Here is a 14,911-nt window from a genome sequence, read left to right as displayed (position 1 = left end):
CCCGCCGCAGCTTCGATTACGTCACGAGACGATGTCCTTGCGGGAGAAGCCCCGGAAGGCGAGGGCGAAGAGGACCAGCGCGTACGTCACCGAGACCGACGCGCCCTTGAGCATGCCGCCCCACTCCAACTGCGGTTGCAGCGCGTCCACCCAGGCGAACTGCCAGTGTGCGGGCAGGAAGTCGCGCCAGTCGCCGAGCGCCGTGACCGCGTCCAGGACGTTGCCGACGATGGTCAGGCCGACCGCGCCGCCGACCGCGCCCAGCGGGGCGTCCGTCTTCGTGGAGAGCCAGAAGGCGAGCGCCGCGGTGACCAGTTGGGAGACGAAGAGGTAGCCGACGATGATCGCGACGCGGGGCAGGGCCGTGCCCGCCGCCAGGGCGCCTCCGGTGGGGAGCTCCAGGGGCCCCCAGCCGTAGGCCGCGGTGCCCGCGACCAGGGCGACCAGCGGCAGCAGGACCATCGCCGCGAGGCTGAAGGCGAGCGCCACCGCCAGCTTGCTCCACAGCAGGCGGGCGCGGGGCACCGGAGCGGCCAGCAGGTAGCGCAGCGAGGACCAGTTGGCCTCCGAGGCGACGGTGTCGCCGCAGAACAGCGCGACCGGGATGATCAGGAGGAAGCCCGCCGAGACGAAGAGGCAGGTGGCGGCGAAGTTCGCGCCGGACGCGGTGGCGGTGTCCATCAGGTTGATGCGGTTGTTGGCGCCGCTGCCGCGCTCGGCGGGGGTGCCGCCGATGGCGAAGGCGGCGATCAGGACGAAGGGCAGCGCGCCCAGGATCACCGCCATGACCAGCGTGCGCCGCCGCCGCCACTGGCGGCGGGCCTCCACCCGCAGCGGCAGGGTGCGGCCGGGGCGGTAGCCGGGGGCGGTGTCCGCCGCGGCGGGGCCTGCTGTGCTCATGCGGAGCCTCCGATCAGGGTGAGGAACGCGTCCTCCAGGCGGCGGTGCGGGCCGACGCCCGTCACCGGCACGTCCAGGCGCACCAGTTCCGCGACGAGCTGCTGTGCGCTCGCGCCGTCGAGCCGGACCAGGAGGCCGCCCTCGGCGCGTACCGCCGTCTCCACGCCCGGCAGCGCGGCGACCTTCTCGACGGCCGCCGCGCTGACGTCGCCGGCGACGGTGACCAGGAGCGTGTCGCCGGACCCGATGATCTCGGCGACGGGCCCGGCCTGGACGAGCCTGCCGCGGTCCATGACGACGAGGTCGGTGCAGGACTGCTCGACCTCGGACAGGAGGTGGCTGGAGACGATGACGGTGCGTCCGCCGGCCGCGTACCGGATCATCACGTCGCGCATCTCGCGGATCTGCGGCGGGTCGAGGCCGTTGGTCGGCTCGTCCAGGATCAGCAGGTCCGGCATGCCCAGCATGGCCTGGGCGATGGCCAGGCGCTGGCGCATGCCCTGGGAGTACGTCCGTACGGCGCGCTGGAGGGCGTCGCCGAGGCCGGCGATCTCCAGGGCCTCGTCGATGTGCGCGTCCTCGGCGGGCCGCCCGGTGGCCTGCCAGTACAGGTCGAGGTTGGCGCGTCCGGAGAGGTGCGGCAGGAAGCCCGCGCCCTCGACGAACGCGCCGACCCGGGAGAGCACCGGCGCGCCGGGCCGGATGGCGTGCCCGAAGACGCGGATCTCGCCGCCGTCGGGGGTGATGAGGCCCATCAGCATGCGCAGGGTGGTGGTCTTGCCCGCGCCATTGGGGCCGAGCAGGCCCAGCACCTGGCCCCTCTCGACCCGGAAGGAGAGGTCGCGGACGGCGTACCGGTCGCCGGACTTGCCGTACCGCTTGCTCAGGGAGGTGATCTGGAGGGGGACCTCGGCGAGCGCCGGGTCCGGCGCCGGGGCGGCCGTCCGGCGCCGGGCGCTGAGCAGCAGGAGTCCCGCGACCAGCACGCCGGCGAGCGGCAGCCCCCACACCCACCGGGCGAGCCCGGCGGCGGCGGTGGCGAGCTCCGCGTCGGTGGGGACGCTCAGCGTGCCGTCGGCGAGCGAGACGGTGTACGCGGCGGGCTCGGCCGGGGAGGCGTAGCCGAGGTCGGTCGCGGTGAGCAGGAGCCGCATCCGGTGTCCGGCCTGGAACGTGTGGTCGACGGCGGGGAGCGTCAGCTCGACGGTCCTCCCGGCCTTCGCGCCGGTGACGCGGACGGGGGCGACGAGCTGGCGCGGGAGCACCTGCCGCCCGTTGGCGGCGGCGTCGTAGACCTTCGCGAAGAGGACCATGTCGTCGCTGGTGGACTTCACCCTGACCTTGACGGTGGGCGTTCCGGTGACCTGGACGCCCTCGTCGAGGGGCGCGGAGTCGTAACGGGCGTACTGGCCGGGGAAGTCCAGGGAGAGGCCCACGCCGAGCCCGGAGAGCTGCGAGAGGGCGCCCGCGCCGGGCACGGCGGAGATGGCGGGCGGGTTGCCGCCCGCCGGGTTGCCGAAGGTCTGCTCGGGCTTGCGGCCGGTGAGGGGGACGGCCCGGGCGCCGCCGCGCAGGCCCGGGTAGACGTCGGCGGAGGCGCCGCGCAGCCGGGCTGCGCCGTTGGTGGAGTCGACGCCTCCGGTGCGGCTGACCCGGAAGGCGGGACCGGTGTCGACGGAGGTGTCCTTCTTGAGGTACCGGTCGAACCAGGCGGTGACGCGCCGCTGTGCGCGGGCGGTCTCCGGGTCGCCGCCGTCGTGTCCGCCGGAGAGCCAGTCGACGGCGACGGGGGCGCCGTTGCCGGTGATCGCCCGCGCCATCCGGTCGGCCTGCCCGAGGGGGAAGAGGGAGTCGCTCTGGCCCTGCAGGATCAGGGTGGGCACCTTGATGCGGTCGGCGACGGCGGAGGGGCTGAGCGCCCGGAGGGCGGCGCGCGCCGCGTCGTCGGGCTTTCCGGTGACGGCGACCCTCTCGTACAGCTCGCACAGCTTCGGTTCGAAGCGGTGGCAGCCGCCGCCGGTGGTGACGAAGATCCCGGCCCAGAGCTTCTTGAACACCCCGTCGGGGAAGAGGGAATCGGCGAGGTCCCAGTACGTGATCCGGGGGGCGACGGCGTCCACGCGGGGGTCGTGGCCGGCGGCCAGCAGGGAGACCGCGCCGCCGTAGGAGCCGCCGGTGACGCCGACGCGGGGGTCGCCTTCCTTGTCCAGCAGGACCTCCTTCCGGCCGGCCAGCCAGTCGACGAGCCGGGTGACGTCGGCGACCTCGGCGTCGGGCGCGTTGAGGCCGATCTTCCCGCCGGACCTGCCGAAGCCGCGGGCGGACCAGGTCAGGACGGCGTACCCGTCGCGGGCGAGCTGCTCGGCCTGGGCGCGGACCTCGTCCTTGGACCCGCCGAAGCCGTGCCCGATCAGGACGGCGGGGCGGCGGCCGCCGCCGTCGCCGACGAAGTACGAGGTGTCGACGCGTGCGCCGGGCATCTCCAGCATGCGGTCGGACCTGTGCACCGGTACGGGGTCGTCCGCGGCGGCGACGGACGCCCAGACGCCTCCGCCCAGCAACACGGCGAGCACCGCGACCACGGCGGCGAGCCGACGCCCGCGCGGGCGTCCGCGCGGAAGTCGGCGAAGGGGATTCTCCATGCTGACGACCCTACGGTCCGCCCCGGCGGCCCCGGGCCGCCGCCGGGTGGAACTCGTGCCCCTCCGACGGGAGTAGACCGCCCGGCCGCCCTACCGCGGGCGCTGTACGCCCCGGACGGCGGACCGCGGCCGCCGGCGCTCGGTTGCCGGGTCCGGTGCGCCCGCGCTGGAACCAACCCCGCCCGGAGATCGTTGCAGTGTTCGATGCAGACTTTGTACTCACTTGTCCACCAGCAAAGGGATCGCACATGATCACGCTCAGCAAGGAAGACGGACCGGCGGACCTGGCCGGTGTGACCCACATGTCCATCGGGGTGTCCTGGGACCCCACCTCCGGCAGCAGCGGCGGTGTCCTGGGCAAGCTCCTGCGGACGGTCGGCACGGACCTGGACCTGATCGCCGTCGCGATGTCGGGCGGCGACCCGGTGCGCCTGGCCGGCCTGGACTCCCTGGACCCGCTCGGCAACGGCGGCCTGGTGCACAGCGGTGACAACCAGACCGGCAAGGGCGACGGCGACGACGAGACGGTGACCGTCGAGTTCTCCAAGGTGCCGCCGAACGTCACGTCGATCGTGTTCGTCGCCGCCGCCTTCAAGAAGAGCAGTTCCTTCTCCAAGGCGCGCAACATCAGCTTCAAGGTGTACGACGCCACGGGCGGCAGCGTCCAGCAGGTCGCCGACATCTGGCCCTCGCTGCTGACCAGCGACAACGGCTGCGCGGTCGCCAAGGCGGTGCGCAACGGGCCGAACTGGCAGCTCGAGGTCATCAACCAGACCGGCAAGATCAAGCAGGGCGACGAGCAGGCCCTGATGCGTTTCGCCGCCGGCAAGTAGTCCGCCGACGGCACACCGGCGGCGCGTGTCCAACGCCCGGCGCCCGGAGGCACGCGGGGCCCGGCGCGCGTCCAGCGCCCGGCCCGGAGGCATACGGGGCCCCTTCGGCGGGCCCGGCGCGGTGGGGGTGACCGCGGAGCGCCCGGCCTCCCCCGCCGGCCGGTCTTCCGCGCCGCCCGTGTGCCGCACCCGTTGTCGCGGAGCCCGGCTCCGCCGGTCGTCGACGCGGGCCTCCCGGCGGCCGCGTACCGCGCGCTCGCTCGGCGTGCGCCGCGCGGGCGGCGCGCCGCCCGCCGTCACCGGTGGCGCCCGCCCGACGGCCCGGTCGTCCACCGGCCTGTACAGCGGTTGACCTGCTCGGGTACGGTCGGACCGCGTTGCCCACCACCGGTGTGTGGGCCCGGACCTCAGGAGGTGAGACCCATTACCGCTGTCGCAGGTCGGGTGCTCTCGCCCCGTGGTCGCCGTAGCCGTCGCCCGATGACACCGTCATCGGTCCCGTCGTAACGGATTTCGACCGGAGAGCGCCCTCGGTAAGCATTCCGAAAGGCTCTCCCATGTCCCTCACCGCGCTCTCCCCCGCCGTCTTCACCGCCCTCGTCGCCCGACTGCGCACCGCCGGCTGCGTGTTCGCCGAGGACGAGGCACGGCTGCTCCTGTCCACCGGACGCACCGGCCCGGACCTCGCCGCGCTGGTCGCCCGGCGGGTGGCCGGCCTGCCGCTGGAACACCTGCTCGGCTGGGCCGAGTTCTGCGGTCACCGCGTCGCCGTCGACCCGGGCGTCTTCGTTCCCCGGCCGCGTACGGAGTTCCTCGTCCGGCACGCGCTGGCGCTGGCCGCGGCCCGGCAGCCGGGGGCCGTGGTCCTGGACCTGTGCTGCGGTTCGGGGGCGGTGGCGGCGGTGCTGGGGGCGCGGCTGCCCGGCGCCGAGCTGCACGCGGCCGACGTGGAGCCCGCGGCGGTCCGGTGCGCGCGGCGCAACGTGGAGCCGCTGGGCGGCCGGGTCCACGAGGGCGACCTGTACGCGCCCCTGCCGACGGCGCTGCGGGGCCGGGTGGACGTCCTCGTCGCCAACGCCCCCTACGTCCCCACCGACGACATCCCCCTGCTGCCCGCCGAGGCCCGCGACCACGAGCCCCGGGTCGCGCTCGACGGCGGCGCGGACGGCCTGGCCGTGCAGCGCAGGGTGACGGCCGGGGCGGCGCGCTGGCTGGCTCCGGGCGGCAGTCTGCTGATCGAGACGAGCGAACGGCAGGCCGGGCGGACGGTGGCGGCGATGGCACGGGGCGGGCTGGCCGCACGGGTGGAGGAGGACGAGGAGACGGGCGCGACGGTCGCCGTGGGGACGTCGCCGCGCTGACCGGGTGACCCGGGGCGGGCGGGGCGTTTGTGCGGGGGGCCCGCGCTGGTACCGGTGTGCGGTGACGAAACCGCGCCGTTCCCTGATCGCCGCCGCCGCCGCGGTGGGCGCCGCCCTGCTGACCGGCTTCGCGGGCGGCACGACGGCGGACCCGGTGGACTGCCGGGTCGTCGCGTGCGCGGCGCTGACCTTCGACGGGGGGCCGGGGCCGCGCACGGGAGCGGTGCTCGACGTGCTGGCGCGGAAGGACGCCCCGGCGGCGTTCTTCGTCGCCGGGCGGGGGCCCGTCTTCCGGTATCCGGAGCTGGTGCGGCGGATGGCCGCCGAGGGTCACGAGGTGGGCAACCACACCTGGACGCAGCCGCGGCTGACGGACGTGCCGGTGGCGGAGGCGCGGCGGCAACTGGCGCAGACGCAGCGGGTGGTCGAACAGGTGACGGGGCGTCGGCCGCGGCTGATGCGGCCGCCGCAGGGGCTGACGAACCGGCAGGTGGGGGCGGTGTGCCGGGAGTTGGGGCTGGTGCAGGTGGGGTGGGGAGCGGGAGGGATCGTGCGGGTGCGGGAGGGGGCGGACGGGGCGGCCGTGGCGGAGGTGGTGGACGGCTTGCGGAAGCGGGGGTTCACGCTGGTGTCGGTGGAGCGGGTGGTGGGGGCGCGGGGGGTGGGGGCCGGGGGGATGTATCCGTAGGGGGTGGGGGGGCACGGGGCGGGGCTCGTGCGCGGGAGCGGCCGGTGTCGGGGCGGGGGCACCCGGGTGGGCCGGGAGCGGGAGAGGCCGCCCCCTTGCCTGCCCGTTTTCCCCCCCCGGGGGCGGCCCCGCCACCCGAGGGAGCGGGGGCGGGGCCGTCGAGGCGGGGCGGGGTGAGGGAGCGGAACCGTAGGGGCTAGTTGTTGCGGGGGAAGCCCAGATCGACGCCCGAGGGCGCGTCCGCCGGGTCCGGCCAGCGGGTGGTGGTGACCTTGCCCCGGGTGTAGAAGTGGACGCCGTCGTTGCCGTAGATGTGGTGGTCGCCGAAGAGCGAGTCCTTCCAGCCGCCGAAGGAGTGGTAGCCGACGGGCACCGGGATCGGCACGTTGACGCCGACCATGCCCGCCTCGATCTCCAGCTGGAAGCGGCGGGCCGCGCCGCCGTCACGGGTGAAGATGGCGGTGCCGTTGCCGAACGGCGACGCGTTCATGAGGGCCACGCCCTCCTCGTACGTGTCGACGCGCAGCACGCACAGCACCGGGCCGAAGATCTCGTCGCGGTAGGCGTCGGAGTCGGTCGGGACGTGGTCCAGGAGCGAGAGGCCGATCCAGTGGCCGTTCTCGAAGCCCTCGACGGTGTGACCCGTGCCGTCGAGGACGACGGTGGAGCCCTGGGCGGCCGCGCCCGTGACGTACGAGGCGACCTTGTCGCGGTGGGCGGCGGTGATCAGCGGGCCCATCTCGGAGGCGGGGTCGTTGCCCGGACCGATCTTGATCTTCTCGGCGCGCTCGACGATCTTCGCGACGAGTTCGTCGCCGATCGAACCGACCGCGACGACGGCGGAGACGGCCATGCAGCGCTCGCCCGCCGAGCCGTACGCGGCGGAGACGGCCGCGTCGGCGGCGGCGTCCAGGTCGGCGTCCGGGAGGACCAGCATGTGGTTCTTGGCGCCGCCGAGGGCCTGGACCCGCTTGCCGTTGGCGGAGGCCACCTGGTGGATGCGGCGGGCGATCGGGGTCGAGCCGACGAAGGAGACCGCGGCGACGTCCGGGTGCTCCAGGAGGCGGTCGACGGCGACCTTGTCGCCGTGCAGGACGTTCAGCACGCCGTCCGGCAGACCGGCCTCGGTGGCCAGCTCCGCGAGGCGCAGCGAGGCCGAGGGGTCCTTCTCGGAGGGCTTCAGCACGAAGGTGTTGCCGCACGCGACGGCGATCGGGAACATCCACATCGGCACCATGGCCGGGAAGTTGAACGGCGTGATGCCGGCGACGACGCCGAGCGGCTGCCGGATCGACGACACGTCCACCCGGTTGGACACCTGCGTCGACAGCTCGCCCTTGAGCTGCGTGGTGATGCCGCACGCCAGCTCGACGATCTCCAGGCCGCGGGCCACCTCGCCGAGCGCGTCGGAGTGCACCTTGCCGTGCTCGGCGGTGATCAGCGCGGCGATCTCGTCGCGGTGCGCGTCGAGCAGGGCGCGGTAGCGGAAGAGGATCGCGGTGCGGGTGGAGAGGGACGAGGTGCCCCAGGTCGCGTACGCGGCCTTGGCGGACGCGACGGCGGCGTCCACCTCCTCGACGGAGGCCAGGGCGACGCGGGTGTCGGGAGCGCCGGTGGCCGGGTCGGTGACGGGGCCCCAGTTGCCCGACGCGCCCTCGACGGTCCTGCCACCGATCCAGTGGTTGACGGTCTTCATGAACTGCACTCCTTCAGAGGTGGTGGCGTCGGGCTGCGACGTGCCGGTCGTACTGCGCGCGTGCCCGGGCCGCCGACGGGCGGGTCGCGGTCTCGGCCACGGGAACATCCCACCACGCGTCGCCGCCGGAGGGGCCCGACACTGTGTCGCCCGTTTCGGTCCGGACGTAGACACATGTGGGAACCGTGCTCGCCCGCGCGTCGGCGAGGGCTTCCCGCAGGTCAGCGACGGTGTGGGCGCGCAGGGTCCGCATGCCGAGCGAGGCCGCGTTGGCGGCGAGGTCCAGCGGCAGGGGCGCTCCCGTGTACGTGCCGTCGGGGGCGCGGAAGCGGTAGTCGGTGCCGAAGCGCTCCGCGCCGACGGTCTCGGAGAGGCCGCCGATGGAGGCGTACCCGCGGTTGTCGAGGATCACCACCTTGACCGGCAGGCGCTCCTGCACGGCGGTGACGATCTCGGTGGGGTTCATCAGGTACGTTCCGTCGCCGACCAGCGCCCAGACGGGCCGCCCGGGGGCGGCGAGCTGGACGCCGAGGGCGGCGGGGATCTCGTACCCCATGCAGGAGTACCCGTATTCGACGTGGTACTGGTCGCGCGAGCGGGTCCGCCACAGCCGGTGGAGGTCGCCGGGGAGGGAGCCCGCCGCGTTGATCAGGACGTCCCGCTCGTCCACCAGTGCGTCGAGCACGCCCAGGACCTGGGCCTGGGTGGGTGCGGCCTTGTCGTCGCGGGCGGCGTACACGGCGCTCACATGGGCCTCCCACTCCGCCTTTCCCGTGCGGAACTCGGTGCGGTAGGTCTCCGGCGTACGGCCGCTGAACTCGTCCCCGAGGGCCAGGAGCCCCTTGCGGGCGTCGCCGACCAGCGCGAGGGCGTTCAGCTTGTGGGCGTCGGCGTCGGTCACGTTGAGGTTGACGAAGCGGACGCCGGGGTGCTGGAAGAGGGTGCGGGAGGCGGTGGTGAAGTCGCTCCAGCGGGTGCCGACGCCGAGCACCAGGTCGGCGGTGCGGGCGAGGCGGTTGGCGGTGGCGGTGCCGGTGTGCCCGACGCCGCCGACGTCGCAGGGGTGGTCGTACGGGAGCGAGCCCTTGCCCGCCTGGGTGGAGGCGACGGGGATGCCGGTGCGCTCGGCGAAGCGGCCGAGGGCGTCCTCGGCGCGGCCGTGCCGGACGCCGCCGCCGGCCACGATCAGGGGGCGGCGGGCCGCTCCCAGCCACTCCACGGCCCGGTCCAGGGCGTGCGCGTCCGGCTCCTGGGCGCGCGCCCGCCACACCCGGTCGCGGAAGAAGTCCTCCGGCCAGTCGTACGCCTCGGTCTGGACGTCCTGCGGCAGGCACAGGGTGACGGCGCCGGTCCCGGCCGGGTCGGTGAGGACGCGCATCGCGGCCAGGGCGGCGGGGATCAGGGCCTCGGGCCGGGTGACGCGGTCGAAGTACGCCGAGACCGGGCGCAGGCAGTCGTTGACGGACACGTCGCCCGCGTACGGGACTTCGAGCTGCTGGAGGACGGGGTCGGCGGGGCGGGTGGCGAAGGTGTCGCCCGGCAGGAGGAGGACGGGCAGACGGTTGACGGTGGCGAGGGCGGCTCCGGTGACGAGGTTGGTGGCGCCGGGGCCGATGGAGGTGGTGACGGCGTGGGTGGAGAGGCGACGGCTCTGGCGGGCGTAGGCCGTGGCGGCGTGGACCATGGCCTGCTCGTTGCGGCCCTGGAGGAAGGGCATGGCGGCAGGGCCGAGTTCGGTGAGGGCCTGGCCGACCCCGGCGACGTTGCCGTGCCCGAAGATGCCCCAGGTGGCGGAGATGAGGCGGGTGCGGGCGGGGGTGAACTGGTGGGTGAGGAAGGTGAGGAGAGCCTGGGCGGTGGTCAGGCGGCGGGTGGTGGCGGTGGCGGGCATCGGGGTCCTCCTCCGGGAGGGGTTCGGGACGGGGACGGCCTGCCGTCAGGCGTACGACCGGCCGGACGCTCCCGCACGGGACGGACACCGCGCGCCCGCCCCGCACGGGCTGGTCAGCGGTAGGCCCCGCCGTGCCCCTCCCGGAAAGTGATCTCCCAGGAGCGGACCGGGCCCGCCATGACGTTCAGGTAGTACAGGGGCCCGTCCGGCGGCGCGATCGACGGGCCGTGCCAGCCGTCGGGCACCAGGACCGTGTCCCCGGAGCGCACCTCCGCCAGGAGGTCCGATCCCCCGGGCCGGGACGGCGAGATGCGCTGGTAGCCGACGCCGGTGAGCTCGAAGTGGTAGATCTCCTCCAGCACCGACTCCTTCCCCGCCACCGCCTCGTCGTGCTTGTGCGGCGGGTAGGAGGACCAGTTCCCCGGCGGGGTGACCACCTCCACCGCGATCAGCCGGTCGCAGGCGAAGGCGTCGGCGGACGCGAAGTTGCGCACCGTGCGCGCGGTGCGGCCGCTCCCCCGCGACTCCACGGGCACGTCCGGCGCCGGTCCGTGACGGACGGGGAGCCGTCGCTCGCACCTCGCCCCGGCCAGGGCGAACCGGCCCCCCGCGCCGGAGGAGATCCGGGCGTGGGCGTCCCGGGGCAGGTACGCGAAGTCGGTGGCCGAGGCGAACACCCCTTCCCGGCCGCGCAGTCCGACGGCCTGCCCGTCGACCAGGACGTCGCACGCCCCGGCCAGCGGCAGCACGATCCACTCCGCGTCCCCGGTGGCCAGGTGGTGGGACCCGCCGGGCCGCAGCTCCAGCACGCGCAGCGACGCGTACGTCCAGCCCGCCCGTTCGGGGCCGATGTCCAGCGCGTACGGTCCGTGCGCCGCGCCGCCCGCCGGTACGTGCAGGTGCCCGGCCATGCCCGGGGCCCCCCGTCGGGGTTCGTGCGGGTGCTCAGCCATGCCCGGTGCCCCCTGTCGCCAGCAGTGCGTCGATCTCGTGTGCGTAGGGCATCGCGGAGGAGCACTCCAGCCGGGTCGCCACCAGCGCCCCCGCCGCGTTCGCCCGGCGCACCGTCTCCTCCAGCGGACGCCCCGCCAGCAGCCCCTCGCACAGCGCGCCGCCGAACGCGTCCCCCGCGCCGAGCCCGTTGAGCACGGTCACCTCGAGGGGCGGCACGCGCACCCGGGTCCCGTCCCGGTGCGCGGCGAGCACCCCCTCGGGGCCCTGTTTCACGACCGCCAGCTCCACCCCCGCGGCGAGCAGTTCCGCCGCCGCCTCGGCAGGCGTCCGCGCACCGGTGGCGATCTCGCACTCCTGGAGGTTGCCGACGGCCACCGTCGCGTGCCGCAGGGCCTCCCGGTAGTACGGGCGCGGGTCCTGCCCCGTCCAGAACACGGGCCGCCAGTCCAGGTCGAACACCGTGTGCGGGGCGCGCGAACGGGCCGCGAGGGCCTCCATGGTGGCGTCCCTGCTGGGCTGGGCGCAGAGCCCGGTGCCGGTGGCCCAGAACAGGCGGGCGGCCCGCACCGCGTCGAGGTCGCTCTCGCCGGGCCGGATCTCCAGGTCGGGGGCGCGGGGCCGCCGGTAGAAGTACAGCGGGAAGTCGTCCGGCGGGAAGACCTCGCAGAAGGTGACGGGCGTGGGGTACGCGGCCACCTCGGTCACCCAGCGCGCGTCGACGCCGAAGGCCGCCAGCTCGCGCCGCAGGTACGCCCCGAAGGGGTCGGCCCCGGTGCGCGAGACGAGTGCCGTGCGCGGCCCCAGCCGGGCCGCCGCGACCGCCACGTTGGCCGCGGAGCCGCCGAGGAACCGGCCGAAGGTCTCGACCCGGTCCAGCGGCACGCCCGCGCTCAGCGGATACAGGTCCACCCCGAGGCGGCCCATCACGATCAGGTCGTACACGAGCACCTCCTCGGGCCGGCGGCGGTCCCAGGTCTATCCGCGGGCCCGGAACACTGTCAATGGTTTGTCAGGACATACGGACCGCGCGGCCTGCGCCGCTTCCCCGACCGCCTTCCCCCGCCTCCCCCTTGACACCCCTCTCGGCCTGCCCGGACCCTTCCCCCATGGCTCCCGACGCACGCCACCCGCGCCTCAGGATCGGCTCCGCCCCGGACTCCTGGGGTGTCTGGTTCCCCTCCGACGAACGGCAGGTTCCCTGGCGGCGCTTCCTGGACGAGGTGTCGGGCGCGGGGTACGAGTGGATCGAGCTGGGCCCGTACGGCTATCTGCCGCCGCGGCCCGCCGCCCTGCTGCCGGAGCTCCGGTCGCGCGGCCTCAGGGCGGCGGCCGGCACCGTCTTCACCGCGCTGCACCACGACGGCGTACGGCACTGGGAGTCGACCTGGTCGCACGTGTCGACGGTGGCCCGCCTCGCGCAGGGCGTGGGCGCGGACCACCTGGTGATGATTCCGGCGTTCTGGCGGGACGACAGGACGGGCGAGGTGCTGGAGGACGCGACGCTCTCCCCGGCGCAGTGGCGCACGCTCACCGCGCAGACGGAGCGGCTGTCGCGGCAGGTGCGCGAGGAGTTCGGGCTGAAGGTCGTCGTGCATCCGCACGCGGACACCCACGTCGACGGCGAGGAGGCCGTCGTACGGCTGCTGGACGGCACCGACGCCGGACTGGTGTCGCTGTGCCTGGACACCGGGCACTACGCCTACTGCGGCGGCGACAGCGTCGAGCTGATCGAGACGTACGGGGAGCGCATCGGCTATCTGCACCTGAAGCAGGTGGACCCGGTGGTGCTGGCACGGGTGCGGGAGGAACGGCTGCCGTTCGGCCCCGCCGTCGGGCTCGGGGTGATGTGCGAACCGCCGCGCGGGGTGCCCGACCTCGCACCGGTGCTGGCGGCGGCGCGGCGCCTCGCGGAGGCGCGCGGCAGCGACCTGTTCGCGATCGTCGAGCAGGACATGTACCCGTGCGCGCCGGACGCGCCGCTGCCGATAGCGCGCCGGACACGGGCGTTCCTGCGGGGGTGCGGGGCGTAGCGGGGCGCGGGGCGCGGCCGGAGGAGTGGAGCGGAAGGCCGCCGCCAGGGCGCTTCCCCTATCACCCCCGGCCGGGCCGGGCCGAGCACATCGGTCCGGCCCGGCCGGTGTGTCGCCCCTGTCCCCCGCACCACTTCCGTCACAGAGATGTCCTTTGCGTCACACTTGTCGCCATTACGCGGGCCTTCCGTCACAGGCACACGACAGCCCCTCCCTCCTGGTCACGCAGCGTCGTTCACGGGGCAGAGGCTGAGTGATCGCCAAGCGACAGCCGCAGCTCCCCCGACGGCCCCCCGGCCGTGGCTGCGGGCAGTCGCAGGGAGGTGCACCGATGACGACGGACCACAAGCTCTGGTCGTACAAGGAGATCGCCGCACACATCCAGGTGCAGACGGACACCGTGCGCTCGTACCGCAAGCACGGCCTGCTGCCGCCGCCCGACCACGTGGAGGGCGGGAAGCCGTACTGGTACGCGGACACGATCCGCAGTTGGGTGTCCCGCCGTCCCGGCAACAGAGGACGCCGGGGCTGACCGTTCCGCCGCCCGCGGGCCCCGCACCCGGCCGCATCCAGGCCGTCGGTGCGGGGCCCGCCCCCTTCCCCCCGAATTTCGCTTGCCGCCGTTCCCCCGCGGCGCGGAGGATCACCGCATGACCGCCGCCCCGCACGCCGACCTCTCCGTCAAGCCGACCCTGACCGGCGGGCGGACCCTGCTGCGCCCCTTCACCGAGGGGGACCTCCCGGCGATGCTGGCGGCGCTCCGGGACCCGGAGGTGGCCCGCTTCACCGGCTCCCCGGCCTTCACCGAGGACGAGGTGGACCGCACCCGCGCCTGGTACCTGACCCGCGCCGGGCAGACCGACCGGCTCGACCTGGCGGTCGTCGAGAGGGCCACCGGCATGTGCGTCGGCGAAGTGGTCCTGAACGAGTGGGACCCGGCCAACCGGAGCTGCTCCTTCCGCACCCTGCTCGGGCCCGCGGGACGCGACCGGGGCCTGGGCACCGAGGCCTGCCGCCTGATCGTGACGTACGCCTTCGACGTGCTCGGCCTCAACCGGGTCGGGCTCGGCGTCTACGACTTCAACCCGCGCGCCCGCCGGGCCTACGAGAAGGTCGGCTTCGTCGCCGAGGGGGTCGAGCGCGAGGCCCTGTGGGACGAGCGGGACGGCTGGGTCGACGCGACGCGGATGTCGATCCTGGCCCGGGAGTGGGCCGTCCACCGGGGCCGGCCCGCCCACTGAGGCTCCGTCCGACTCCGACTCCGCCTCCGACGCCGGCTCCGCCACCGCCACCGCCACCGCCACCGCTCCGGCTTCCCCGCCTCGCTCTCGGCCGCCGCTCTGCCGCCGACGGCGACGGCGGTCGTCGCCGCGCCCGGCGACAGGGCGGGCGGCACCGCGCTCGGCGTGTCGCCGGGCCACGCTGGATTTGATACCCCCTAGGGGTATAGTGTGTGCCGTGTCAGGGAGTCACGGCAGCCCCGTGCCCTCCCTGAGCACCACAGTCGCGCGACACCGCCCGGATGTGCCGCGTACGTCCTTCGAAGAGGAGCACCGACATGACTGCTCAGACCCCCGCCGCCGAGACCCCCCAGGCCGCCTCGGGCTCCTGCTGCTCGCCGTCCGGTTCCTGCGGTTCCGCCGGCGCGGCGGACGTGGCGGTCGGTTCCGTCACCACGGTGTACGAGGTCAAGGGCATGACCTGCGGCCACTGCGAGGGCGCCGTGTCGGCCGAGATCTCGGAGCTCTCCGGCGTCGCCTCGGTCACGGCGGTCGCCTCGACCGGCGAGGTCACCGTGGTCTCCGCCGCCCCGCTGGACGAGGAGGCCGTCCGCGCCGCCGTCGACGAGGCCGGGTACGAGCTGGTCGGCACCCGCTGACCCGCCGCCCCCGCGCCCTGCCGGGCCGTACCCGCCG

At 74.8% G+C, this 14,911-nt stretch carries 13 protein-coding genes; 7 read left to right on the top strand and 6 right to left on the bottom strand.

Annotation, left to right across the window (positions count from 1 at the left end; translation table 11 throughout):
- Positions 1-21: 21 nt before the first annotated feature.
- The gene (locus ACIP93_RS22775; protein WP_345222868.1) at positions 22-900 is read right to left on the bottom strand and encodes an ABC transporter permease; all 879 of its coding nucleotides are present in this window, start codon (positions 898-900) and stop codon (positions 22-24) included.
- Positions 897-3,542, bottom strand: coding sequence for an alpha/beta fold hydrolase (locus ACIP93_RS22770; RefSeq protein WP_401761279.1), 2,646 nt, complete (start codon positions 3,540-3,542; stop codon positions 897-899). Before ACIP93_RS22770 ends, ACIP93_RS22775 begins: the two co-directional genes overlap by 4 nt.
- A gap of 248 nt (positions 3,543-3,790) precedes the next feature.
- On the opposite strand from ACIP93_RS22770, the gene ACIP93_RS22765 reads away from it, so the two are divergent.
- From ACIP93_RS22765 to ACIP93_RS22755, 3 genes are all read left to right on the top strand, one after another.
- Entirely contained in the window at positions 3,791-4,375 is a 585-nt protein-coding gene (locus ACIP93_RS22765) for a TerD family protein (protein WP_345222863.1), read from the top strand.
- 557 nt (positions 4,376-4,932) lie between these two features.
- Complete coding sequence (locus ACIP93_RS22760) at positions 4,933-5,736, top strand: putative protein N(5)-glutamine methyltransferase (protein ID WP_345222862.1); 804 nt, start codon at positions 4,933-4,935, stop codon at positions 5,734-5,736.
- A gap of 61 nt (positions 5,737-5,797) precedes the next feature.
- Positions 5,798-6,424: a polysaccharide deacetylase family protein gene (locus ACIP93_RS22755; RefSeq protein WP_401761277.1), complete on the top strand. Its 627-nt coding sequence runs from the start codon at positions 5,798-5,800 to the stop codon at positions 6,422-6,424.
- A 196-nt stretch (positions 6,425-6,620) separates the two neighbouring features.
- Here ACIP93_RS22755 and ACIP93_RS22750 read toward each other — a convergent pair whose 3' ends face one another.
- The 4 genes from ACIP93_RS22750 to iolC form a co-directional block, all read right to left on the bottom strand.
- A complete protein-coding gene (locus ACIP93_RS22750; protein WP_345222857.1) occupies positions 6,621-8,120 on the bottom strand; it encodes a CoA-acylating methylmalonate-semialdehyde dehydrogenase in 1,500 nt (499 codons plus the stop codon).
- A gap of 13 nt (positions 8,121-8,133) precedes the next feature.
- The gene (gene iolD / locus ACIP93_RS22745; RefSeq protein ID WP_401761275.1) at positions 8,134-10,011 is read right to left on the bottom strand and encodes a 3D-(3,5/4)-trihydroxycyclohexane-1,2-dione acylhydrolase (decyclizing); all 1,878 of its coding nucleotides are present in this window, start codon (positions 10,009-10,011) and stop codon (positions 8,134-8,136) included.
- 113 nt (positions 10,012-10,124) lie between these two features.
- Entirely contained in the window at positions 10,125-10,964 is an 840-nt protein-coding gene (gene iolB / locus ACIP93_RS22740) for a 5-deoxy-glucuronate isomerase (RefSeq protein WP_401761273.1), read from the bottom strand.
- The gene (gene iolC, locus ACIP93_RS22735) at positions 10,957-11,889 is read right to left on the bottom strand and encodes a 5-dehydro-2-deoxygluconokinase (protein ID WP_401761406.1); all 933 of its coding nucleotides are present in this window, start codon (positions 11,887-11,889) and stop codon (positions 10,957-10,959) included. Before iolC ends, iolB begins: the two co-directional genes overlap by 8 nt.
- A gap of 182 nt (positions 11,890-12,071) precedes the next feature.
- Between iolC and ACIP93_RS22730 the strand changes: the two genes are divergently transcribed.
- From ACIP93_RS22730 to ACIP93_RS22715, 4 genes are all read left to right on the top strand, one after another.
- Complete coding sequence (locus ACIP93_RS22730; RefSeq protein WP_401761271.1) at positions 12,072-12,995, top strand: sugar phosphate isomerase/epimerase family protein; 924 nt, start codon at positions 12,072-12,074, stop codon at positions 12,993-12,995.
- A 331-nt stretch (positions 12,996-13,326) separates the two neighbouring features.
- On the top strand, positions 13,327-13,527 hold the full coding sequence (locus tag ACIP93_RS22725) for a MerR family transcriptional regulator (RefSeq protein WP_345222850.1): 201 nt from the start codon (positions 13,327-13,329) through the stop codon (positions 13,525-13,527).
- Positions 13,528-13,645: 118 nt separating this feature from the next.
- Entirely contained in the window at positions 13,646-14,236 is a 591-nt protein-coding gene (locus ACIP93_RS22720; RefSeq protein ID WP_401761269.1) for a GNAT family N-acetyltransferase, read from the top strand.
- A 317-nt stretch (positions 14,237-14,553) separates the two neighbouring features.
- Complete coding sequence (locus ACIP93_RS22715) at positions 14,554-14,874, top strand: heavy-metal-associated domain-containing protein (protein ID WP_401761267.1); 321 nt, start codon at positions 14,554-14,556, stop codon at positions 14,872-14,874.
- Positions 14,875-14,911 lie beyond the last annotated feature (37 nt).

Source organism: Streptomyces sp. NPDC088745 (assembly GCF_044751045.1).
GTDB classification, from domain to species: domain Bacteria; phylum Actinomycetota; class Actinomycetes; order Streptomycetales; family Streptomycetaceae; genus Streptomyces; species Streptomyces cremeus.
The sequence above is the reverse complement of the archived record's forward strand: the minus strand, read 5'-3'. Positions and strand labels throughout refer to the sequence as shown.